This window comes from Aeromonas popoffii, assembly GCF_000820025.1.
GTDB classification, from domain to species: Bacteria; Pseudomonadota; Gammaproteobacteria; order Enterobacterales; family Aeromonadaceae; genus Aeromonas; species Aeromonas popoffii.
The window spans coordinates 84,803-106,368 of record NZ_CDBI01000025.1 but is presented as its reverse complement, the minus strand read 5'-3'; the positions used below and the strand labels follow the sequence as shown (position 1 = coordinate 106,368).

The following is a 21,566-nucleotide window of genomic DNA, read 5'->3' as shown; positions in this document are numbered from 1 at the left end:
CAAGGCGTTTGCCAGACCGTTACTGGTCTCGCAGGTTAAACGGACGAATGTAAGGCAGTGCTTCGGTGTCCAGGGAGGTGCCCTTGCTACCGGTACCCACGCTACCCAATCCTTTCATTTCAAACTGAATGCCGAAGCTGCGTTCGGCTGTCGAAGTATTGCTCACGTTATCTGGCGTATTGACCCACTCCAGATTGAAGTTGATGCTCCAGCAGCAGGAGTCATATTTCAGACCCACCTTGCGATCAGATTTCACGTTCTGATTGAGCTCTTTGTAGTAGCCACCGTAAAGGCGCCACTGCTCATTGAGCGGAGTGGTCAACAACAAACCGATCTGGTTGAGGTCGGTGATCTCATTATTCGTGTTTGGGACAATGTTGGCATCGCGCACGAAGCGATGGTTCAGCTGGCTGATCAGCTTCTCATGGCGATACTCGATGGCGCTGTTGGCGGAGCTGATCTGGCTCTGGTCCATATCATATTGCGCACCGGCATGGGCAAACCACTGTTCGTTGATCTTGGCATCCCCCTCGAGCGAGAGCGGGGAGCGGGTATTGGTGGTCAGGGATTCGCTGGAGTAGAGCTTGACCCTGGGCGCAACAAAATCGAAAGCTTGGGCAACGGCCAGCCGAATTCGTTCATCGCCCGCATCATCGTATATCCGGTTGGTGACACCGACCGACACGCGATTTGAGTCGCTGATGCGATCCAGACCGGCGTAGCGGCGGTCGCTGAACAGGCTGTAGTAGTCCTGACGCATGGTGGTGGAGTCGTAGACACCTATGTTGTCCTGATTTTTGTAGGGCACATAGAGGTACTGGAACTCAGGCTCCAGGGTCTGGTTGGCATCGCCGCCAAACCAGCTCTGGTTGCGCTCGAAGGTCATGCCGCCCTTGAGGCGGAAGGAGGGCAGGGTCCGGCTGATGATGCCTTCGTCCAGCGTGACGTTTTCTTGTCTGCCTGTTCCTGTGTTAGCGCCTTTGGAACTGGGATCAAATCTGTCACGGAAGGCCTGGCTCATGTTGTCCGGCACTTCCTGATCGTAACGGGTGTACATCAACCTGTACTGGCTGTCGAGGTAGTAGCCCGCCTCGTTGATCAGAGGTATGGTCAGGGTCGGGGCCGTGTAGACCCGGGTGCCGGTATAGGCCTCCCCCAGGTTTTGCGCGGAGGACTGGGTGTTGTTGTAACCAAACCGGGTGACTTCGTTATTCCAGGCCAGATCATACCAGCTGCCCTGCTGGTAGTAGTTGTGGTTGATCCGTGGCATCAGCTCGTGGGGCTGCTGGGCACTGGCCAGCAGGATCTGGTAGGTCCGCACCTCGGTGTTGATGTTCCAGCTGGGCTGGAAGTAGCCAGCCATCAGGGATTGCTGCAACTGGTTCTCGACCCAGGTACCCACCTTGGGGGAGAAGTCGTTGAAGTAGTTGTAATCCCGATCCCGGACCTTGGTGTAGTCGAGCGTTGCTCGCATGGCATTATCGGCAAACATAGAGGTGTGACGTGCATTGAGCAGATAGCGATGCCCGTCAGACAGCTTTTGATTCAGGCTGGGTGTTTCATCATATTGTTTGTCGTCTGCCAGATTCTCGAAATAGAGGCTGCCCACATGGGCCGGATCCGGCATGTAGCGGAACTCGACCTGCGCCATCAGGCCCCGTCTGTCCATGAAACGGGAGGTGATGGTGGCATCGTAGTTGGGCGCTATGTTCCAGTAAAACGGTTGGGTGATGTCCATGCCGTTCTTGGAACTTTGGGTAAAACCCGGGTAGAGCAGACCGGTTTTACGCTCATCCTTGATGGGGAAGTTGATATACGGGAAGTAGAACACCGGATAGTCATAGAGCCAGAGGCTGGCGTTCCAGGCTTCCCCGAACACCTCTGTCTGGTCTATGTCGATGCTGCCCGCTTTCAGGGTCCATACTTCCTGGCCCGGTGGGCAGGTGGTGTACTGGGCACCTTCCAGAGTGATGTTCTGGTTGTTGTTGGTCATGGTGACCCGGTCGGCGGAGCCGCGTACCGGTGAGCCATGGACCTGATACTTGCCCTCTTCCAGCTCGGAATTCTTGGTATCCAGGTTGGATTTCAGGGTCTTGTCACTGGTGACTGTGATCTGGCCATCGTTGTAATAGATGTTGCCGATGGCGATGACATCCCGGCTCTTCTGATCGAGCTCGGCATAATCCGAGTCAAATTTGCGCACACCCTGGCGGAGCTTGACATCCCCCTGATAGATGGCGGTGCCGCCCTGTTTAGCCTCGAGCCGATTGGCATCCACTTCGACCAGTTGGGCGTTGGCATCCTGCCCGGGGGCCAGTTTTTCTACCTTGGGTACATAGTCATAGCAGAGCCCGTCCAGGATCCCGGTAGCGGGAGGCGGCGTCATCGGTGCTGCCTGCACTCTGGCCGGGGTCAGGGCTGGAACAAGGCTGATGGTCAGGGCGATGTGAAATGAGTACCCCAGTGTCCATTTTGTCATGTGAAAGACTCGCGCAATCCGTGGTAGCTACGGCTGATTCAAGACATGCATTTTACGACAGGATTCATCGAGTTGACATTGCATGTCATTGCTTTATGTTAGCCGGCAATGATAAAGCATTATTGCGGCCAGGGCTAACAGCCAAGTGCTGCTTTCCAATTTGGTCCCCGACTTATGTACGATCGCGATTCCCTGCTATTGCAATGGGCGCGCCGGATCTCCGGTGATGCCCACCTTCAGTTGACCCTGATTTCCGGTGACGCCAGTTTTCGCCGTTACCACCGTGGCGCTGGCCTGGTGTGGGTGGATGCCAATCCAAAAACTGAAAAAAATCATGAGTTTGTCCGTAATGCTGCCGCCCTGCAGGCAATGGGGTTGCTGGCGCCCGAGGTCAGGGCTGTGGATTATGAGCAGGGCCTGCTGGCTGTGACAGATCTGGGGGATGCCCAGCTTATCGGCTGTCTGGATGCGCACAATGTGTTGGCCTGGTATGACAAAGCCATAGCGCTGCTGCCCCGGCTGGGGTCAGTGGATCTGGCACTGGAGCCCTTCGACGCCGCCTTCATGGCCCGTGAAAACAGCATATTCCCCGAGTGGTTGCTGAGCCATCACCTGCAATTTCAGCTCAGCGAGGCCGAGCAACGGCTACTGGATGACACCTTTGCCTGCCTCACCGCCAACAACCTGGCCCAGCCGCAGGGGGTGATGCACCGTGATTTTCACAGCCGCAACCTGATGGTGTGTGGGGGTGACACGCCAGATGGCAGCCAGCTTGCCATCATTGACTTTCAGGACATGGTCATCGGCCCCCTGGGTTATGACCTGGTCTCGCTGCTGAAAGATTGTTACGTGCGCTGGCCTGATGCAGTGATTGAGCAGGGCATGCGACAGGGCTTCGATACCCTGCAGCAGGCAGGGCTGCTTGGCGGGCTCGACTATGCCAGCTTCCGTCGTCATGTTGACCTGACCGGCATGCAGCGCCACCTGAAGGCGGCGGGCATCTTCACCCGTCTCTACCATCGCGATGGCAAATCCGGCTACCTCAAGGACATTCCCCGCACCCTGGGCTATGTGGTGGACGTGTGCCACCAGCATGGCGCCACGTATCCTGTGCTGGCCCGTTTTGGCCAGTGGCTGGAGCAGGTGGTGCTGCCGGGGATAACCCGTGCGGGGATGAAACCATGAAGGCGATGATCCTGGCCGCCGGCCGTGGCGAGCGCATGCGCCCGCTCACCGACAGCCTGCCCAAGCCGCTGCTGGCGGTGGGGGGCAAGCCGCTTATAGTGCACCATATCGAAAAGCTCGCGGCGGCCGGGGTGACCGAACTGGTCATCAATCACGCCTGGCTCGGCCACAAGCTGGTCGAGGCGCTTGGTGATGGCAGTCAATTCGGGGTGAGTATCCACTGGTCGGCCGAGGAGAGTGCGTTGGAAACCGCCGGTGGCATAGTGCAGGCGCTGCCGCTGCTTGGCCCGGCGCCTTTTCTGGTGATCAACGGCGATACCTGGCTCAGTCTGGACTATCGCTCCCTGGTGACCCAGCCACTGGCGGAGGATCTGGCTCATCTATGGCTGGTGCCCAATCCACCCCAGCATCCCGTCGGGGATTTTTCTCTGCACGCGGGTCGGGTACAGGATGCGCCGGCCCTTACTTTCAGCGGTGTCGGGCTCTATGACCCCGCCGCCTTTGCCGATTTGCCGCCGGGTGCGCGCAAGCTGGCCCCCCTGCTACGCGACTGGATGGCGCAAGGCCGGGTCGGTGGTGCCATGCTGGCTGGCGAATGGCGCGACATTGGCACAGTTGAGCGGCTGCGCGAGCTGGACGAACAGCTGCTGGCCCGCACTCATTAACATCACGAGGTCTTGAACCATGCGTATTTGGGGTAAGGTGCTTGGCGCCTTCTTCGGTTTTCTGCTCGGCAACATCTTTGGTGCCCTGCTTGGCCTCTGGATCGGCCACCGTTTCGATCGGGGCATGGGTATTCGGGGGGCGTTCCAGCGTGGCCCCAGTCAGCAACAGCAGGCGGTCTTCTTTCACGCCACCTTCGCCGTCATGGGCCATATCGCCAAGGCGAGCGGTCAAGTCACGGAGCAGGAGATCCGGGTTGCCTCCAACCTGATGGATCGGATGCGGCTGGTGGGGGATCAGCGGGCCCGCGCCCAGGAGTCGTTCCGGCTGGGCAAGGAGGCCGAGTTCCCGCTGCGGGAAACCCTGGCTGAATTTCGCCGTGCCAGTCTGGGGCAGCGCGACATACTGCGCTTCTTCCTGGAGGTGCAACTGCAGGCCGCCTTTGCCGATGGCAAGGTCGAAGACAACGAGCGGGCCATCCTGCACACCATCGCCGATGAGCTGGGTTTCAGCCGCATCGAGCTGGCCCGTATCCTGGCCATGGCCGAGGCGCAGATGAACTTCTTCAACCGGGCGCACGGCGGGCACTATCAGGACGGTGGGCACGGCGGGCAGCAGTACCGGCAGGAAGCGCCGTCAGCGGATCGCCTCAAGGATGCCTACCAGTTGCTCGGGGTGAGCGAGAGCGACAGCGATCAGGACATCAAGCGCGCCTACCGCAAGGAGATGAGCAAGCATCACCCGGACAAGCTGGCCGCCAAGGGGCTGCCACCGGAGATGATGGAGATGGCGAAGGAGAAGACCCAGGAGATACAGCAGGCCTGGGAGTGGATCCGCGAGGCTCGCGGTATCCGTTGAGTGCCGTCCTCTGCCTGCCATAAAAAATGCCCGTCGATGACGGGCATTTTTGTGTGCGATAGCCTGGCTTAGTGGCTGTCGACCCAGACGAACTTGAGCACGAACAGCAGGGCGACCACCAGCACGCAGGGGTTGATCTCGCGCCAGCGGCCGGTGCCCGCCTTCATCACGCAGTAGGAGATAAAGCCCACGGCGATCCCCTCTGTGATGGAGAAGCTGAACGGCATCATCACCGCGGTCATGAAAGCCGGTACCGCTTCGGTCAGATCTTCCCACTTCACCCGGGTCAGCTCGGAGCACATCAGCACGCCCACGTAGATGAGGGCGCCAGCGGCAGCATAGGCTGGCACCATGGCGGCGACGGGAGAGAAGAAGATCGCCAGCAGGAACAGCAGGCCGACCACGATGGCGGTCAGGCCGGTGCGGCCGCCGACCGCAACGCCTGAGCTGCTCTCGATAAAGGCGGTGACCGAGGAGGTACCCATGAAGGCGCCGCCGACCGAGCTCACGCTATCGACCAGCAGTGCCTGCTTCATGCGCGGGAAGTGGCCCTTGTCGTCCGCCAGCTTGGCGCGGTTGGTGACGCCAATCAGGGTGCCGGAAGAGTCGAACAGGTTGACCAGCATGAAGGAGAAGATGATCCCCGCCAGGCTGATGTCGAGCGATCCCATCAGATCCAGCTGGCCGAACACTGGCGCTATGCTGGGGGGCATGGAGACGAACCCCTTGAAGGTGACATCGCCAAACAGCCAGCCCAGACCCGTGGTGACCACGATGGCGATCAGGACGGCGGAGTGGACGCCACGGGCGGAGAAGATACAGATGATAAAGAAGCCAAGCAGACCCAGCAGGCAGGGCAGGGAGGTGAGGTTGCCCACCGTCACCATGGTGGCCGGGCTGGCCACCACGATCCCGGCGTTGTGCAGACCGAGCAGGGCGATGAGCAGACCGATACCGGCGGTGATGCCGACTCGCAGGGTGAGCGGGATATTGGCGATCAGCCAGTAGCGCACCCGCAGCAGGGTCAGGATCAGCAGGCCCAGCGCGCCCCAGAAGATGGTGCCCATGCCGACTTGCCAGGAGTAACCCATGCCAGCCACCACCACGAAGGCGAAGAACGCATTCAGCCCCATGGCGGGGGCCAGGGCGATGGGCAGGTTGGCCAACAGGCCCATCAGTATGCTGCCGATACCGGCAATGAGGCAGGTAGTGACGAACACGGCCTGGGTGTCCATGCCCGCAGCGGAGAGGATCTGCGGGTTGACGAACACTATGTAGACCATGGTCAGGAAGGTGGTGATACCGGCGATCACTTCGGTGCGGGCGGTAGTGCCATGGCCTTGCAGGGCAAACAGGCGCTCAAGCAATCCTTGCCCGGCGGCCTGGTTGGCGGCTTGGTGTTGTTGGTTCATGTTGGATTCCAATAGGTGACGTGAAATAAGCAGCAGGAGAGTCGGCACCCCATCCATGCGTGGGCAAGGGGGCTATTTTTCTGGTGACTAAGTGACCAGACTCGTCCTGATACCGTGACAGCGGGCACATTTTCACACAGGCGGCGGCGTTTACAAACCCCGGATCTGCGAAGCGGATCAATGAATAGCGCAAAAATTCAAACGTTTGCTATTTGCGCAATAAAAAAGGTTCTCGCCAGAGAACCTTTATGGTGAACCCATTGAGAATACGGCTTAGAGGGTCTTGAAGTAACGCTCCACCAGCTGGGCCAGCACCGAGTCGAGTCTGTCCAGCACCTCGCCGAGCTCTCGCCCGAGACGGCGCAGAAACAGGCTGGCCTGCTCCTCGGTCAGCTTGCGTCCCTCGATGAAGAACTCCTGTTCCGGCAACTGCTTGTCGTAGCGCGGGATCAGCACCCAGCTCACCAGTTCAGGATCGATGACAGAGAAAATCTTGGCAGCGGCGACACAGAAGGTCTCGATGTGTTCCTTGCCATCTGGCCCGAGGCAGCCGGGCTCGACCCGGATCTGGATGGTGAGTTTCTTCTCTATGGGGGGCTGGGTCGTCATCTTGCTACATCCATGCAAAGGCATACGCCTTCGATTGTAAGTCAAAGGCAATCGAAAGGGGAGCCTGAGCTCCCCTTGTGACGCTGCCACCCTTATTTGGTGATGCGCTTGTATTTGGCCCGGTGTGGCTGGATCGCCTCGGCGCCGTAGGTCTTCTTTTTCCACTCTTCGTATTCGGTAAAGTTACCTTCGAAGAACGCAATATTGCCCTCGTCCTGGTAGTCCAGGATGTGGGTGGCAATACGGTCGAGGAACCAGCGATCGTGGGAGATGACCATGGCACAACCCGGGAACTCCAGCAGGGCGTTCTCGAGGGCGCGCAGGGTTTCGATATCCAGATCGTTGGTCGGTTCATCCAGCAGCAGTACGTTGCCGCCGGTCTGCAGCAGCTTGGCCAGATGTAGACGACCACGCTCACCACCGGAGAGTTCGCCAACCCGCTTCTGCTGATCGGAACCCTTGAAGTTGAAGCGGCCGATATAGGCGCGGCTCGGGAACTCGTAGTTGCCGATGCGCAGGATATCCTGACCGTCGGCGACCTCTTCGAACACCGTCTTCTTGTCGTCCATGCTGTCGCGGAACTGATCGACAGAGGCCAGCACCACGGTTTCACCCAGCGTGATGGTGCCGGAATCCGGCTGCTCCTGACCCGACATCATGCGGAACAGGGTGGACTTACCGGCACCGTTCGGGCCGATGATGCCGACGATGGCCCCCTTCGGAATGGCAAACGACAGATCGTCGATCAACACCCGATCACCGTAGGATTTACGCAGGTTGGCCACTTCCAGCACCTTGTCGCCGAGGCGGGGTCCGGGCGGAATGAACAGCTCGTTGGTCTCGTTGCGCTTCTGGTAGTCGTTGGTGTTGAGCTCTTCGAAGCGAGCCATACGGGCCTTGGACTTGGCCTGACGGCCTTTCGGGTTCTGACGAACCCACTCCAGCTCTTTCTCGATGGACTTGCGACGAGCCGCTTCGGAGCTGGCTTCCTGCGCCAGACGGGCGTCCTTTTGCTCCAGCCAGGAGGAGTAGTTGCCTTCCCACGGGATACCTTCGCCGCGGTCCAGCTCCAGGATCCAGCCTGCCACGTTGTCGAGGAAGTAACGGTCGTGGGTGATGGCCACCACTGTGCCTTCGTAGTCGTGCAGGAAGCGCTCCAGCCAGGCCACGGATTCCGCATCCAGGTGGTTGGTCGGTTCGTCCAGCAGCAGCATGTCCGGTTTTTCCAGCAGCAGGCGGCACAGCGCCACGCGGCGGCGCTCACCACCGGAGAGGTGCTGGATCTTGGCGTCCCAGGCTGGCAGGCGCAGGGCATCGGCCGCGCGCTCCAGCTGGTTTTCCATGTTGTGGCCACCCTGGGCCTGGATGATGGCTTCCAGCTCGCCCTGTTCGCGGGCCAGCTTGTCAAAATCTGCATCCGGATCGGCGTAAGCGGCATAGACCTCGTCGAGACGGGCCATGGCGCGCTTCACCTCGCCGATCGCCTCTTCGACCGCTTCGCGCACTGTCTGCTCGGGATCCAGCTTCGGCTCCTGGGGCAGGTAGCCAATCTTGATGCCGGGTTGCGGACGGGCTTCCCCTTCAATATCGGTGTCGATGCCCGCCATGATGCGCAGCAGGGTGGACTTACCGGCACCGTTGAGACCCAGTACGCCTATCTTGGCGCCCGGGAAGAAGCTCAAGGAGATGTTCTTGAGGATATGACGCTTGGGCGGCACTACCTTGCCGACCCTGTTCATGGTGTAAATAAATTGAGCCATTGGCTAATTCTCTTCCTTTTCAGCGGGTTAATGTCTTGGCACTAACAGACTGATGTCGTGGTGGGGCCAGGTCGACACGCCGTCAACCCGGTTCCAAAAAACCCGTCGATTGTAAACCAATGGACAGGGGTGGGCAAAGGCGGCGCCCGGTTGGCACTCCCCTTTGCCGCAGCGGTCACGCCTTGATGCATCAGCCGTGCAATTTGGGCATGATGTGGGCTGCCGTTTTGTTCCGGAGCCGCCATGATCCCATCCCCCTCAGGCACCCCCACTGGCTGCCTTTCTCTGCGCAATGGACTTGGCTGCCGCGATGGGCGAAGCCCTTTGCCTGTGCTTGCCACGGCTGACGTTGAGCTGCGGTCGGGATCTGCTGGCTGGTCAACAAGCTGCGGCTGGGCTCACTGGTCGCCGCGCTGATGGAGGGGCTGTTGCTGGTCAGCAATCTGGTGGGTTACTACCGCCACTATGGCTTTGAACAATGCTGGACATGGTCGCCATTTCCTTGACCGTTGCAAGGTGAGGTAGCCGCATTCCTGTCGGCGATACCCTGATTGCCCGCTCAGGGTTGCTTGTGGCCCGCAAAGTAGAGGACCCGCCGCACATATTGCTGGGTCTCCTGATAAGGGGGGATGCCCCCGTATTGTTCCACCGATTTCTCGCCGGCGTTGTAGGCCGCCGACATCAGGGTCCAGTTGCCGTCAAAGTGGGTGTGCAGCCACTTGAGGTAGGCCACTCCACCCTTGATGTTCTGCTCGGGATCGAAGGGGCGGGTAACGCCGAAGCGTTGCTGGGTCTCAGGTATGAGCTGCATCAGTCCCTGGGCGTTCTTGGGAGATACGGCGCGGCTGTCGAGATTGGATTCGGCGATGGCGATGGCCAGCACCAGCCGCTCGTCGATGTGGTGATGCTTGGCGGCGCTGCGCAGCATGATAACCAGCTTCTGCTTGGCTGGGGACTGGCGGGCCAGATAGGCCTCCAGGTTGAAAGGGGTATTGGGGATCTCGGCGAAGTAGCCGCCGCCCCCGCCGACCCCGGCGCCACAATGATCCCCCATGACGGCATTGCCAATACGGGCGTTGTAGTAGCGAGTGGCCTGCTGGTTGCCAAGGCGCATCGCCATGGCGAGGTAGGCGTTGGCCATCCTGGGGTTGCGCACCGAGCCCGGGCCAGTGGCGAGCAGGCGACCGATGCGGAAGTAACCTTCCGGGTTACCCGTCGTGGCGGCGGCGCAGTAGAAGTGGATGGCTTGGGTCAGGTTGCCCTGACTCTGTGCCACCTGGCCTTTTTTCAGTGCGCTGAGCGCCTTGGGCGCCTGTCTGAAATCCCTGCTTTGTGCCGTTGCCTGCACGGTACCGGCCAGCAACAGCGATAAAAAAAGCAGCAAAAACAGCCTGTTTTCGCTGAGGCTCGACATGGATTCTCTCCTGTTGGGGTACAGAAGATATAGTGGAACATGGTCCGCTCCGCCATTAATCCAGTGGATCCTGTTGTTATGGATCCACTCCTCCAGAGATCAAAACGGTATGGAACCTGTGTGAAATGCAGGCACGAATGTGCATACGGCGGGATCTGTGGCTGTGCCATCCAATCGTTATGGGGAGAAAAAGAGAGGTGCAGACACGGCTTACGTGGTTAGCAGCAGCCCGATAGGCTCCATTGACCCCGCCATTATCACTTGCGGGCGGCAGTGGCCGAGTAACGTTCAGGGTGGCATAGGTTGTCAGTGTCGTTGCGGCGAGATGTCGAGATGATAGGTCTGCTCATCTTCCCCGGCAGTTGGCGGTACATCAGACGGAGTTTACTCACCACTCAGGTCGAGAGCAGGGGATGGCTCTGTTGTTAGCAGTGGTCTGTCTACCCCAGCCGGGGGACGGTAAACCGCCAGCCTGCTCACACCTTCCCCTCCTCATGGGGCGTGCTTTTTTTGGGGGGGGGTGACCATGTTGGTGATGGTGTATGGATAGGTCAGGGCCCGCTCCGGCAGGTCCTGAGCGGGTTCACTCGGCAATCTGGTGGTAGGCCAGATACCAGCGCACAAACTCGGCGACACCCTGCCTGAGCGGGGTGGCGGGGCGGGTGCCCGTGAGGGTGTGAAGGGGGTCGCTGTCGGCCCAGGTGACGTGCATGTCACCGGCCTGCATCGGCAGCATCCGCTTGATGGCAGGCTTGTTCAGCGCGAGCTCCAGTGCCTCGATGAAGTCGAGCAGCCGCACCGGCTGGCCGTTGCCTATGTTGAGGATGCGGTAGGGGGCGGCACTTTCGGCCTGACTGTCCTGGCTGGCGTGCCAGTGCGGATTGGCGCGCGGTGGCCGTTCGGCGACGGCGAGTATGCCGTCCACTATGTCGTCTATGTAGGTAAAGTCGCGGCTGAGCAAGCCCTGGTTGTACACATCGATGGGCTCGCCGGTCAGGATGGCGCGGGTGAACTTGGCGATGGCCATGTCGGGGCGACCCCAGGGACCGTAGACGGTGAAAAAGCGCAGCCCTGTGGTGGGCAGGCCGTAGAGCGCCGAGTAGGCGTGGGCCATCAGCTCGCCGCTCTTCTTGGTGGCGGCATAGAGGGAGACGGGGTGATCCGCCGGCTGCTCGGTGGTGAAGGGCATCTGATCGCTCAGGCCATAGACGGAGCTGGAGGAGGCGTAGATCAGATGATTTATGCCGTGCTGGCGACACCCCTCCAGCACGGTCAGCATGCCGGTGAGGTTGCTGTCGGCGTAGGCAAACGGGTTCTCCAGCGAATGGCGCACCCCCGCCTGGGCCCCCAGGTGGATCACCCGCTCGAACCCGCTCTCGGCAAACAAGGCAGCCATGCCGTCCCGATCCGCCAGCTCTCGCTGTTCGAAGCGAAAATGGGAAAAGGGGACCAGCCGGGCCAGTCTGGCCCGTTTCAGGCTCACCTCGTAGTAGTCGTTGAGGTTGTCGAGCCCCACCACCTGATGGCCCGCCTCGCACAGCCGCCTAGCGACGTGAAAGCCGATAAAACCGGCGGCGCCTGTCACCAGATACTTCATACGTGTTGTCCTGTGCTGATCATGGGCCTGTGGTCCTGAGTGGGGGTTGAAAAAGGGCTGGGCACTTTGTACCAGTGCGTGGGCCCCGGCGCCACATGGAGGCGGCGCCATAGTGGATGAGGGCTGGCTCGTCAGGCGCGGCATGCTGCATCTTGGTGCACTGGCTGTCAATGGAGAATGACAGGCACCAACATGGGGCGTTCCCCGTGACTATTGTGATCCTGGTCGCAAAAAATAGACTTGACCCCATAACGAAGCCCTGCGGACAGGGCCCGAGTCCGCCATGGCGGGCACAAGACACTCTTTTCACTTCGCTATTGGATACAGGTTATGGACAACACCCCAGGCTCTGCGCGCTCAGCCCGTTCTGCGCATCCCCTCTATGAAGATGTACTCGCCCTGCTGACCGCTGCCGGTTTCGTTTCCCTCGGTATCTTCCTGTTTCATCAGGTTGGCCTGCTCACCGGCGGCACCGCCGGGCTGGCGCTGCTGCTGCAACAGGTAACGGGGCTGAGCTTCGGCCTGCTGTTCTTCGGCATGAACCTGCCGTTTTACGCCCTGGCCTGGCTCAGGATGGGGCCGCGCTTCACCCTCAACACCTTCGTTTCTGTGGCGGCCGTCTCCTTCATGACGGATCACCTCAACGCCGTGCTACAGATAGGCAAGATAGAACCCGTCTATGCGGCCCTGATCGGCGGCACCCTGATCGGCATGGGGCTGCTCATCATGTTCCGCCACAAATCCAGTCTGGGTGGCTTCAACATACTGGCGCTGTTTATTCAGGACCGCTTCGGCATCCGCGCCGGTAAGCTGCAAATGGGACTGGATTGCACCATAGTCATCGCCTCCTGCTTCGTGGTGCAGCCCTGGATCCTGGCGCTCTCGGTGGTGGCGGCCATCATCTGTAACCTGGTGTTGACACTTAATCACAAGCCGGGCCGCTATCAGATAGCTTGATGCATCACTTCTCTCACAATCAAAAAGAGCGCCTGATGGCGCTCTTTTGCTATCCGGGAGCCCGACCCCTCTCACACCACCATGGGTAGACCGGTTTCTGGATGGTGGAGTACCCGAACCGGGTAGCCGTGCTACCGGGAGGGAGATGAGCCTTGCGTCACACCACCATGGGCAGACCGGTTTCTGGATGATGGATCACCTGGGCCGGGTAGTCATACAGGCGATCGATCAGGGCCGGGGTCAGCACCTCAGCCGGGCTGCCGTCGGCCATCAGCCTGCCCTGCTCCAGCATCACCAGCCGGTCGGCGTAACGCGCCGCCAGGTTGAGATCGTGCAGTACCACCAGTACGGCGGTGTTGCGCGCGGCCAGGGCGCGGGCCATGGTGAGCAGTTGGTGCTGGTACTTGAGGTCGAGCGCCGAGGTGGGTTCGTCCAGCAGCAGCAGGCGCGGCTGCTGGGGCTCGTCCGGTGCCTGCCAGATCTGGGCCAGTACCCGGGCGAACTGCACCCGCTGCCGCTCCCCCCCGGAGAGGCCGGGATAGAGGCGGCCGGCCAGGTGCTCAACCCCGGCATGGGTCATGGCGGCTCGCACTATCTCGTCGCGCCGGCTGGCGGGTTCGCTGTGGGGCAGGCGCCCCATGGCTACCACCTCTTCGCACAGAAATGGAAAGTTGAGGGACGAGCTCTGCGGCAGCACGCCGACGCGGTGGGCTAGCGCTATGCCCAGCCAGGCTTGCCGCTCCCGGCCAAACAGGCTTATCTCCCCCTCGTGTTCCAGCTCGCCGGTCAGGCACTTGAGCAGCGAGCTCTTGCCTGCGCCGTTTGGGCCCAGCAGGGCGGTGAGCGTGCCGGCCTGCAGGCTGAGGTCGAGCCTGTCCAGGATGGGGCGGCCAGCGCGGGTGAGGCTGAGCTGGTGACAGCGCAGCAGGGGCGTTGATGCAGGCAAGATAGACCTCCGGTTAAAGCGTCCGGCGGCCCTTGAGCAGCAGCCAGATGAAGAAGGGGGCGCCCAGCAGGGCTGTAATGATGCCCACCGGCAGCTCGGCCGGTGCCAGCAGGGTGCGGGCCAGCATGTCGGCGCCCAGCAGCAGGGCGGCGCCGAGCAGGGCAGAGAGCGGCAGTAGCCTGACATGGTTGGGGCCGGCCAGCAGCCGCACCAGATGGGGCACCACCAGACCGACGAAGCCGATCATGCCCGCCACGGCGACGGCCACACCAACCCCGGCGGCGGTGAGCAGGATGAGGCGCCGCTTGAGGGATTGCACATTGACCCCCAGATGACGGGCCTCCCCTTCCCCCAGCAACAGAGCGTTGAGGGGATTTGCATCGCGCATGAACAACAGTAGCAAGGTGACCAGGGTGGCCAGTGCCAGCGCCACGTCCACCGGTTTGCCCGCCGCCAGGGTGCCCATCTGCCACAGGCTCAGGTTGCGCAGCATCTGGTCGTCGGCCAGGTAGGTGAGCAGGCCTATCACGGCGCCGGACAGTGCCGTGATGGCCACCCCCGCCAGCAGCATGACGGTGACGGAGGTGCCCCCTTCCCGGGTGCCCAGCAGATATACCAGCGTGGTGGTGATCGCGCCGCCAAGGAAGGCGAGCAGAGGCAGCAAGCCTATGCCGAGCAGGCTCTGCCACTGCTGGCCGAGAGGGGCCAGCAGCACTATGGCCAGTGCGGCGCCGAGGGCCGCCCCGCCGGAGACGCCTATGATGCCGGGGTCGGCCAGCGGATTACGAAACAGCCCCTGCATGACAGCGCCACAGAGGCCGAGTATGCCCCCCACGGCGATGCAGAGCAGGGTACGTGGCAGGCGGATCTCCTGCACTATCAGTAGCTTGTGGGCTTCAATGCCGCTCTCCTGCCCGGCGAACAGAGCACGCAGGCTCTCGCCGAGGGAGAGGGTCATGGGGCCGGTCGCCAGCGACCCGACCAGCAGCAGCGCCAACGCGCCGCCGGTGAGCGCGACCAGCCAGGGCAGTGGCAGGCGTCTCATGAAGCCAGCTTAATCCACTTGGCTATCTGGTTCGCCTGCTGCAGCGAGGTGAGGCTGAGGCCTCCTTGCAAGGCGTGGCCGTCGATGGCGTGGATGGCCCGGTTTTTACCCGCTGGGGTCGCTTCGAGCGCGGGTACCTGACTCAGCACGGTTTGTGGATCCTGATACTGCTGCCATTCGCGACCGCTTACCAGTACCAGATCTGGTTGCAGCTCGATCAGGGATTCGGCAGAGACAGGCTTGTAGTCGCTCAACTGGGCCACCGGATTGACGCCGCCCGCCAGGGTGAGCAGGGCGCTGGCGGTGGTATTGCCACCGGCTATGCTGGTGGGCTGCCCCTTGTGCAGCAGCAGGAAGGCGACCTTGAGCGGCTTGGTCTGCTTCGCCTGCGTCGCCAGCTGCGCGGTCTGGGCCTGGATCTCGGCTTTTAATCGCGTGCCAGCGGCCGGATCGTTGAGCAGGCTGGCCAGGGTGTCGATGCGCTGGTTGAGGTTGGCGAGGGTCGGTGCCGTCGGCAGCATGCTGACCTCGACCCCGGCGCGGCGCAGCTGCTCCAGCACCGGGGCAGGCCCCATCTCGTCACTGCCGATCAGCCGGGTCGGCGCCAGGCTGAGGATCCCCTCGGCGGCGAGGGCGCGGTGATAACCGACCCGGGGCAGATTTTTCGGTTCCGTGCTGCTGATGTCGGTGGCGATCAGGCTGGGTGCACCGCCCAGAGCCAGAATGAGCTCTGTGGTGGCCGGGCCTATGCTGACGATACGTTCCTGTGCGGCAGCTGACAGGGACAGGGCTGAGCAGCCGATCAGGCTGAGTACGAGGGCAAAACAACGGCCCATGCTAACCTCCGAAGGGTGAATGAAGTTGGGTTGCCGCCGAGAATATCAAGCCGGTGAAAAAAAAGCACTGAGAATGAAAGCAATTATCAATTGCATTGGATCGGGTGCTTTATTAGAGTATTCGCCATGACAGGAGAGGGATGCAGCGCGCATCCCAAGGGAGAACCTATGAGCATTGCACAACGCATTCATGAGCTGCTGGCGCAAGACCCCAGCGCCCATCCTTCCACCATTGCCAGCCAGCTGGCGGTCAGCGAGTGGGAGGTGGTACGCCACCTGCCGGCCGAGCTGGTGACCCTGGTGCCTGGCGAGCGGGCCGAAGCCCTGCTGGCAGATCTGGCAGATTGGGGTCAGGTGACCACCATCGTCGAATCCGATGGTTCCATCTTCGAGGTGAAGGCGCCGTTTCCCAAGGGCAAGAGTGCGCGTGGCTATTACAACCTGATGGGGCGTGACGGCGAGATGCATGGCCACCTCAAGCTCGACAACGTGGCTGGCATGGCGCTGGTCAGCAAGCTGTTCATGGGCAAGGAGGGGCACTCCTTCCAGTTTTTCGGCCACAGCGGCCGCTGTATTTTCAAGGTCTATCTGGGACGTGACGAGCAGCGCAAGCTGCTGCCCGCCCAGGTGGAACGCTTCATGGCCTTGCGCCACCAGTATCAAGAGGAAGTGAAAGCATGAGTGAACGTCAGGAGCGTCTGCAGAATCGCCTGCAACCGGAGATCCGCGAGTTTCGCGACGGTTGCCGCACCCTGCAGTTGGCAACGGTGGACAGTGAAGGCAACCCCAATGCCAGCTATGCCCCCTTCGTGCTGCAGGAGGATGGCTATTATGTGCTCATCTCCGAAATTGCCCGCCACGCCCGCAACCTGCAACAGGTGCCCAAGGTGTCGCTGATGCTGATCGAGGATGAGACCGGTGCCCGCGAGCTGTTTGCCCGCAAGCGGCTTACCTTCGATGCGCTGGCCGAAGTGGTGACTCGCGACGACGTGCGCTGGGGCCAGGCGATTACCGCATTGGAAGGGCGCTTCGGCGACATCGTCAAGGGGCTCTCCAACCTCAAGGATTTCGTGCTGTTCCGGCTCAAGCCCGAGCAGGGGCTGTTCGTCAAGGGCTTCGGTCAGGCGTTTCGCGTCTCAGGTGACGAGCTGGTGGACTTCGTCCATCTGGTGGAAGGGCACAAGCGGGTCGACAACGGTGTTGAGCTGACCAGCCCGGCCGATGCGCCAGTCTGATGGCGGCCATATCGCATAAAAAACGGGCAGCTTTGGCTGCCCGTTTTTTTTATTGCGTGTCACGCCTGAACGCTAGCTAGTCCTGCCAGGAGGCCTTGTTGGGGAAGGCATCCCGATCGGCCTGATGGGCCGTCTCGTTGCATTCGCCCCGGATCTTCCAGGAGGTCTGGCTGAGGACGATATAGCCATCGCGGCAATACTTCTGCTCGGCCAGGGTCTGGGTCAACTGTGCGTCCTGTAGGGCATCACGCCGTTCCAGCAGACTCTTGCTGCGGCTGATACGACTGCCGTCGTTCTCTTGCAGCCGGGTGGGCAGGGTGTCGAGCGGCGCAGCTTCGAAGGTGAAGCGCTTGCTCCCCTCTTCGTTGATATGAGTTCGAAACAGGGGGGCCGGGCCATCCGGCTGTAGCCCCGGCAAACCGGAGCAGGCAGTGATTACCGGTAACAACAGCATGAATGCAACGGCAGACAGTAGACGCACACAAGACTCCAATCAGGTGATCACTTCAAGAGAGGCAGATTAACACGCCAGCTCGGGCTGGATGGCCTCAAGCAGCTGATCCGTGCTGAGCAGGGTCACGACTCTGCCTTTTGGCAGGCTCAGATGCTGCCACATCCAGTGGTGGTGTTCGATGATCTTCTCCGCGCTCAGGTGAGGGCGATCCGCCGTGGTGTGGGCATCCGTCACCGCAAACACGTCGAACCCATGGGCTGCGGCGCTGCGCAGCGTGGTGTCGACGCAAAAATCGGTGGCACAGCCGCTGATCAGCAGCCTGTCCACCGCCTGCTCTGCCAGCAGGAAGCCGAGCTCGGTATCGAGGAAGCTGTCGCAGGCGGTCTTGCGCACCCGGCTGTCGCCGCGGCCCGGGGTGAGATCGGCGTGAAGCTGCCAGCCTGCACTGCCGGGTTCCAGTTCAGAACCCGGTGCGTCATGTTGCACATAGATGACACGCCCCTGGTTGGCCCGCACGCTGTCTGCCAAGCGATTAATGTTGGCGATGACCTGCGCGTCCTGATGGCGGGGGTCAGTAAACAACCCCTGTTGCATGTCGATGACCAGTAACACATCCATATGAAATCCTTAGGCAATTTTCAGGGTTGCAGCCACTGGCTGCAGTCACGGCTTCGGGATTGATGCAGTGCGATCATATCTTGCTTCATTTCATCGGCATTTAGCCAGCGTTCTGGCAGGGGGCTGATCCGTACCCGGATGTCGGCGGTCCGCCCGGAGGTGGCGTGCGCATCGCGCTGCGCTTCTGTCTCTGGCACGACCAGCGCCACTTTGAGCGCCGGGTTGCGGCTGGCGATGCGGCTGGCGAGCCCCAGCCCCCCCTCGACGTGGAAGTTGCCGGCGATGTGCATGATACGTTGGCCCGGGTGGCTATTTAGGTAATCCACCATGCTTTCGGCCATGGTGTCGTCCCAGCTGGTCTGAGCGGCGAAGCGGCGGGCATTGTCGTCGGCATCACCATGGTGGAGCGAGACCATGAATTTCTGGCGGTAAGGATCGTCGGTCAGCGTGAGTTCGCGGGCGAGCTGGCTGCGGCGATGGGCGGGGAGCTTGTCCAGCCAGGCGGGCCCTTCCTGGCCGACACAGCTCACCAGCGGTTTGGGGGCGTTGGCGGCAATGACGGGCAGGTGCTGCTGTCTGGCGAACTCCACCAGCGGACGATAGTCGCTCTGGTAGTTGGGCCAGGCGTTGCCATCGCGAATGAGGGCGGCTTCACCTATGCGTCCGGCGAGGTAGGCGTCCAGCACCGGCTGATCGGCGCGGCTGAACTGCTCCATGGAGAGCGCCAGACCGCGGCCATCGGCCTGGGAGGTATTCGCCAACCCCGCCAACAGGCGGGCCTGCAGCAGGTGCACGGCCGAGTGGGTGTGCAGCTCGCCCACCAGCACTATATCGGCGTCCGCCACCCGCTCCACCGCCTGGGTCAGCGTCAGTTCACCTTGGTTGGCATCGGGCTGGCCCGCGCTGAGCCGATAGTGGTAGAGGGTGCCGGCATCGTCATCGGGCACTGTCGTGCAGGCGGCCAGTAGCAGGGGAAGGGTGAGCAGGAACAGTAATCGAGTCATGGTATCTCACAACGAAGCAGGGCCAGAGTCATAACAATGGCAGCATGGCGAGTCGGAAAACAGAGGGGAATAGTGTAGAACCTAATGACGACAAAAGAAAATGAGAATGATTCCCTTTACTGTTGATATTTGTTGCGAGCTGAGTAATATGCCTGCTGTTTGATAACAGTTCTCAATAAGGATTCGCAGTGGCCCATAACAACACCCTATCGCTGGTTGCCCTTGCTGTGGCGGCCGGTCTCGCTTCCCCGGTCTTCGCGACGAACAAGCAAGCAGATGAAGTCATGGTCGTCAGTGGCTCACGGATGGAGCAACGACTGGAGGATGTCTCCGGCCCCATCTCGGTGATCACGGCTGAACAGATTGAAGAGCAGGTGGTGAGCAACGTCGCCGACCTGTTCCGTTACGAGCCGGGTGTCACTGTCCTTGGCGGCGCCGGCGATGCTCAGACCTTCATCATCCGCGGCATGGGTGAGAACCGGGTCAAGATAGTGCGTGACGGCGTACGCCAGAACGATGCCTACAAGAACGGCGGGGTGGGTCAGAGCTATTTCGACACCGACATGATCAAGCAGATTGAGGTGGCCAAGGGACCCGCCTCTGCGGCTTATGGATCCGATGCGCTGGGGGGCGTCATCGTCATCACCACCAAGGACGCAGGCGACTTCTTGAAGGGGCGCGACAGCTATCTGGACGCCACCACCGGCTATGCTTCCAGCAGCCACCAGAACATGGCCGGTTTCACTGGTGCCCTGCGTAGCGGTGAGTTCGAGAACCTGCTGCGTTACACCTGGCGTGACGGTGGTGTGACCCAGAACTACGACAGTGACAAGAGTGAGTTCGACATTGTCAGCCAGGCCGTGCTGTTCAAGAGCCAGTGGCACTTGAGCGAAGATCAGTTCCTCAAGCTGACCGTCGACTACTTCAGCGAAGGGCAGGATCCGGATGCCGTTGATCTCACCAAGGTTGCCTCCGTCTTCAATCAGCCGATCACCGACAAGGACACGGACAACCTCTCCCTGGTGCTGGATCACGGCATCACCCTGAACGCGCCCTGGGTCGATCGCATCGACAGCAAGCTCTACTACGCCCGTACCAAGCAGACCCTGGATCAGTACGCCTCGTCCAAGTACCCGGTCAAGCCGACCAACCCTTATGTGACCAAGAACTCGCTGGACAGCAACGGCTTCGAGCAGAAGAGCCTGGGTGCCCAGGTCAAGTTCAGCAAAGCGCTGGCCAGCCAGCGTCTGGCCTGGGGTCTGGAGTATGAGCACACCGACAACGAGCGGACCCGCTTCAAGGCGCCGACCGTGCCGGGGGATTTCATCGGCTACAGCGAGCTGAGCTTCCCCCCCACCACCAGCGAGCACAGCGCGCTGTGGGCCTTCGACGAGATCAAGTTTGGCGAGCGCTGGGTGCTGACCCCGGGCGCCCGTTACGACTACTACCAGATGACGCCTGATGAGGATCCCGCCTACACGGGCGAGAAGCTCCAGCAGTTCTCCGAAGGGGAGTTCTCGCCCAAGCTGGGGCTGGTGTTCAAGGCGCACGAGGCTGCCAACCTGTTCGCCCAGTACAGCCACGGTTTCAAGGCGCCCATGTATGACAACGCCTTCTCCACCCTTAACCATCAGGCATACGGTTATCGCATCGAGCCGAACCCGGATCTCAAGTCCGAGAGCAGTAACGGCATCGATCTGGGTATACGCGGCAGTGCCGGTGGCTTTAGCTACGAAGTGGCGACCTTCTACAACAAGTTCGATGACTTCATCGATCTGGCCCAGATCGGCACCGAGGGTCGCACTAAGGTGTATCAGTACCAGAACCTGGACAAAGCGACCACGAAAGGGGGCGAGGTCAAGGCGGATTACTGGCTAAATGATCTGGTCAACGTCTGGGGCAACCTGGGCTACATCGAAGGCAAGGATGGCAACGGCAACTACATCAATAGCCTGAGCCCGCTCAACGGCAGCCTGGGTGTGCGGCTGGAACAGCCCAACTGGAACATCAACACTGCGCTGCGCTTTGCCGACGACATGGACAAGGTGGGCAAGGATGCCAGGGGGAACGACAACATCAAGAGCGCAGGTTGGGGTGTGGTGGATCTTTATGCCCAGTTCAAGCCGATGCAGGATCTGCAGCTCAACGTGGGTGTCTTCAACCTGTTTGACAAGGAGTACGTCAGCTACGAGAGCATCACGGGGCTGAGTGCCACGACCAACACCAGCAACCAGACCGAGCCGGGCCGCAACCTGAGCGCACGGGTCAAGTACATATTCTGATACCGCAGTACAGCAGGACATTGACCAAGGGGCCGTCAGGCCCCTTTTCCGTGGGCGGAAAGCGGCTTGTTGCCGCCAAAAAGAAACCCGCCAGAAGCGGGTGGAAGGATTGCAACACTAACCAGGAAGTGGTGTTACTCAATAGACACCGTCCTTACGGTAATCGTTCAATTTTATTGTTGTTTTTCATTTCGGCTTGCGCCTGGCTCGCA

The 21,566-nt window shown here is 60.9% G+C and carries 19 protein-coding genes and 1 pseudogene; 8 read left to right on the top strand and 12 right to left on the bottom strand.

From position 1 onward, the window contains the following. Positions 1-19: 19 nt before the first annotated feature. Entirely contained in the window at positions 20-2,479 is a 2,460-nt protein-coding gene (lptD, locus tag BN1129_RS05820; RefSeq protein WP_042035088.1) for an LPS assembly protein LptD, read from the bottom strand. Between the two features lie 174 nt (positions 2,480-2,653). Here lptD and BN1129_RS05815 point away from each other — a divergent pair, with 174 nt between their 5' ends. The 3 genes from BN1129_RS05815 to djlA are packed head-to-tail and all read left to right on the top strand — an operon-like array spanning position 2,654 to position 5,185. After that, a complete protein-coding gene (locus BN1129_RS05815; protein ID WP_042035086.1) occupies positions 2,654-3,664 on the top strand; it encodes an aminoglycoside phosphotransferase family protein in 1,011 nt (336 codons plus the stop codon). Further along, positions 3,661-4,329: an N-acetylmuramate alpha-1-phosphate uridylyltransferase MurU gene (murU, locus tag BN1129_RS05810; protein ID WP_042035085.1), complete on the top strand. Its 669-nt coding sequence runs from the start codon at positions 3,661-3,663 to the stop codon at positions 4,327-4,329. Before BN1129_RS05815 ends, murU begins: the two co-directional genes overlap by 4 nt. 19 nt (positions 4,330-4,348) lie before the next feature. Further along, positions 4,349-5,185 carry a co-chaperone DjlA gene (gene djlA / locus BN1129_RS05805; RefSeq protein ID WP_042035084.1) on the top strand — a complete coding sequence of 279 codons (837 nt, stop codon included), beginning with the start codon at positions 4,349-4,351 and terminating at the stop codon, positions 5,183-5,185. Between the two features lie 68 nt (positions 5,186-5,253). Here djlA and BN1129_RS05800 read toward each other — a convergent pair whose 3' ends face one another. The 3 genes from BN1129_RS05800 to ettA form a co-directional block, all read right to left on the bottom strand. Beyond that, complete coding sequence (locus BN1129_RS05800; protein ID WP_042035082.1) at positions 5,254-6,597, bottom strand: NCS2 family permease; 1,344 nt, start codon at positions 6,595-6,597, stop codon at positions 5,254-5,256. Positions 6,598-6,870: 273 nt separating this feature from the next. Further along, positions 6,871-7,206, bottom strand: a complete 336-nt coding sequence (locus tag BN1129_RS05795) for a hypothetical protein (RefSeq protein WP_042035080.1) — start codon at positions 7,204-7,206, stop codon at positions 6,871-6,873. Positions 7,207-7,298: 92 nt separating this feature from the next. Then, the gene (ettA, locus tag BN1129_RS05790) at positions 7,299-8,966 is read right to left on the bottom strand and encodes an energy-dependent translational throttle protein EttA (protein ID WP_042035078.1); all 1,668 of its coding nucleotides are present in this window, start codon (positions 8,964-8,966) and stop codon (positions 7,299-7,301) included. Between the two features lie 365 nt (positions 8,967-9,331). On the opposite strand from ettA, the pseudogene BN1129_RS22285 reads away from it, so the two are divergent. After that, positions 9,332-9,472, top strand: a pseudogene (locus BN1129_RS22285) (YgjV family protein); the annotation flags it as partial. Positions 9,473-9,525: 53 nt separating this feature from the next. Here BN1129_RS22285 and BN1129_RS05785 read toward each other — a convergent pair. Beyond that, positions 9,526-10,380 (bottom strand): lytic transglycosylase domain-containing protein, encoded by an 855-nt coding sequence (locus BN1129_RS05785; RefSeq protein WP_042035076.1) that lies wholly within the window; start codon positions 10,378-10,380, stop codon positions 9,526-9,528. Between the two features lie 583 nt (positions 10,381-10,963). Beyond that, complete coding sequence (locus BN1129_RS05780) at positions 10,964-11,977, bottom strand: NAD-dependent epimerase (protein WP_042035074.1); 1,014 nt, start codon at positions 11,975-11,977, stop codon at positions 10,964-10,966. A gap of 330 nt (positions 11,978-12,307) precedes the next feature. On the opposite strand from BN1129_RS05780, the gene BN1129_RS05775 reads away from it, so the two are divergent. After that, the gene (locus BN1129_RS05775; protein ID WP_005311722.1) at positions 12,308-12,934 is read left to right on the top strand and encodes a YitT family protein; all 627 of its coding nucleotides are present in this window, start codon (positions 12,308-12,310) and stop codon (positions 12,932-12,934) included. 157 nt (positions 12,935-13,091) lie between these two features. Here the strand turns inward: BN1129_RS05775 and BN1129_RS05770 are convergent, their stop codons facing one another. The 3 genes from BN1129_RS05770 to BN1129_RS05760 are packed head-to-tail and all read right to left on the bottom strand — an operon-like array spanning position 13,092 to position 15,761. Continuing rightward, positions 13,092-13,880, bottom strand: coding sequence for a heme ABC transporter ATP-binding protein (locus BN1129_RS05770; RefSeq protein WP_042035073.1), 789 nt, complete (start codon positions 13,878-13,880; stop codon positions 13,092-13,094). Positions 13,881-13,893: 13 nt separating this feature from the next. Next, positions 13,894-14,925, bottom strand: a complete 1,032-nt coding sequence (locus tag BN1129_RS05765; protein WP_042035071.1) for a FecCD family ABC transporter permease — start codon at positions 14,923-14,925, stop codon at positions 13,894-13,896. After that, positions 14,922-15,761, bottom strand: coding sequence for a heme/hemin ABC transporter substrate-binding protein (locus BN1129_RS05760; protein ID WP_042035069.1), 840 nt, complete (start codon positions 15,759-15,761; stop codon positions 14,922-14,924). Before BN1129_RS05760 ends, BN1129_RS05765 begins: the two co-directional genes overlap by 4 nt. A gap of 168 nt (positions 15,762-15,929) precedes the next feature. On the opposite strand from BN1129_RS05760, the gene hutX reads away from it, so the two are divergent. After that, on the top strand, positions 15,930-16,442 hold the full coding sequence (gene hutX / locus BN1129_RS05755) for a heme utilization cystosolic carrier protein HutX (protein WP_042035068.1): 513 nt from the start codon (positions 15,930-15,932) through the stop codon (positions 16,440-16,442). Next, positions 16,439-16,996: a heme utilization protein HutZ gene (gene hutZ / locus BN1129_RS05750; RefSeq protein WP_042035065.1), complete on the top strand. Its 558-nt coding sequence runs from the start codon at positions 16,439-16,441 to the stop codon at positions 16,994-16,996. Before hutX ends, hutZ begins: the two co-directional genes overlap by 4 nt. Positions 16,997-17,072: 76 nt before the next feature. On the opposite strand, the gene BN1129_RS05745 is transcribed toward hutZ, so the two are convergent. The 3 genes from BN1129_RS05745 to BN1129_RS05735 are packed head-to-tail and all read right to left on the bottom strand — an operon-like array spanning position 17,073 to position 19,072. Beyond that, entirely contained in the window at positions 17,073-17,477 is a 405-nt protein-coding gene (locus BN1129_RS05745; RefSeq protein WP_042035064.1) for a hypothetical protein, read from the bottom strand. 39 nt (positions 17,478-17,516) lie between these two features. Further along, positions 17,517-18,068 (bottom strand): cysteine hydrolase family protein, encoded by a 552-nt coding sequence (locus BN1129_RS05740; RefSeq protein WP_042035063.1) that lies wholly within the window; start codon positions 18,066-18,068, stop codon positions 17,517-17,519. A gap of 20 nt (positions 18,069-18,088) precedes the next feature. After that, complete coding sequence (locus BN1129_RS05735) at positions 18,089-19,072, bottom strand: ChaN family lipoprotein (protein WP_042035061.1); 984 nt, start codon at positions 19,070-19,072, stop codon at positions 18,089-18,091. A 188-nt stretch (positions 19,073-19,260) separates the two neighbouring features. Between BN1129_RS05735 and BN1129_RS05730 the strand changes: the two genes are divergently transcribed. Then, the gene (locus BN1129_RS05730; RefSeq protein ID WP_042035059.1) at positions 19,261-21,354 is read left to right on the top strand and encodes a TonB-dependent hemoglobin/transferrin/lactoferrin family receptor; all 2,094 of its coding nucleotides are present in this window, start codon (positions 19,261-19,263) and stop codon (positions 21,352-21,354) included. Positions 21,355-21,566 lie beyond the last annotated feature (212 nt).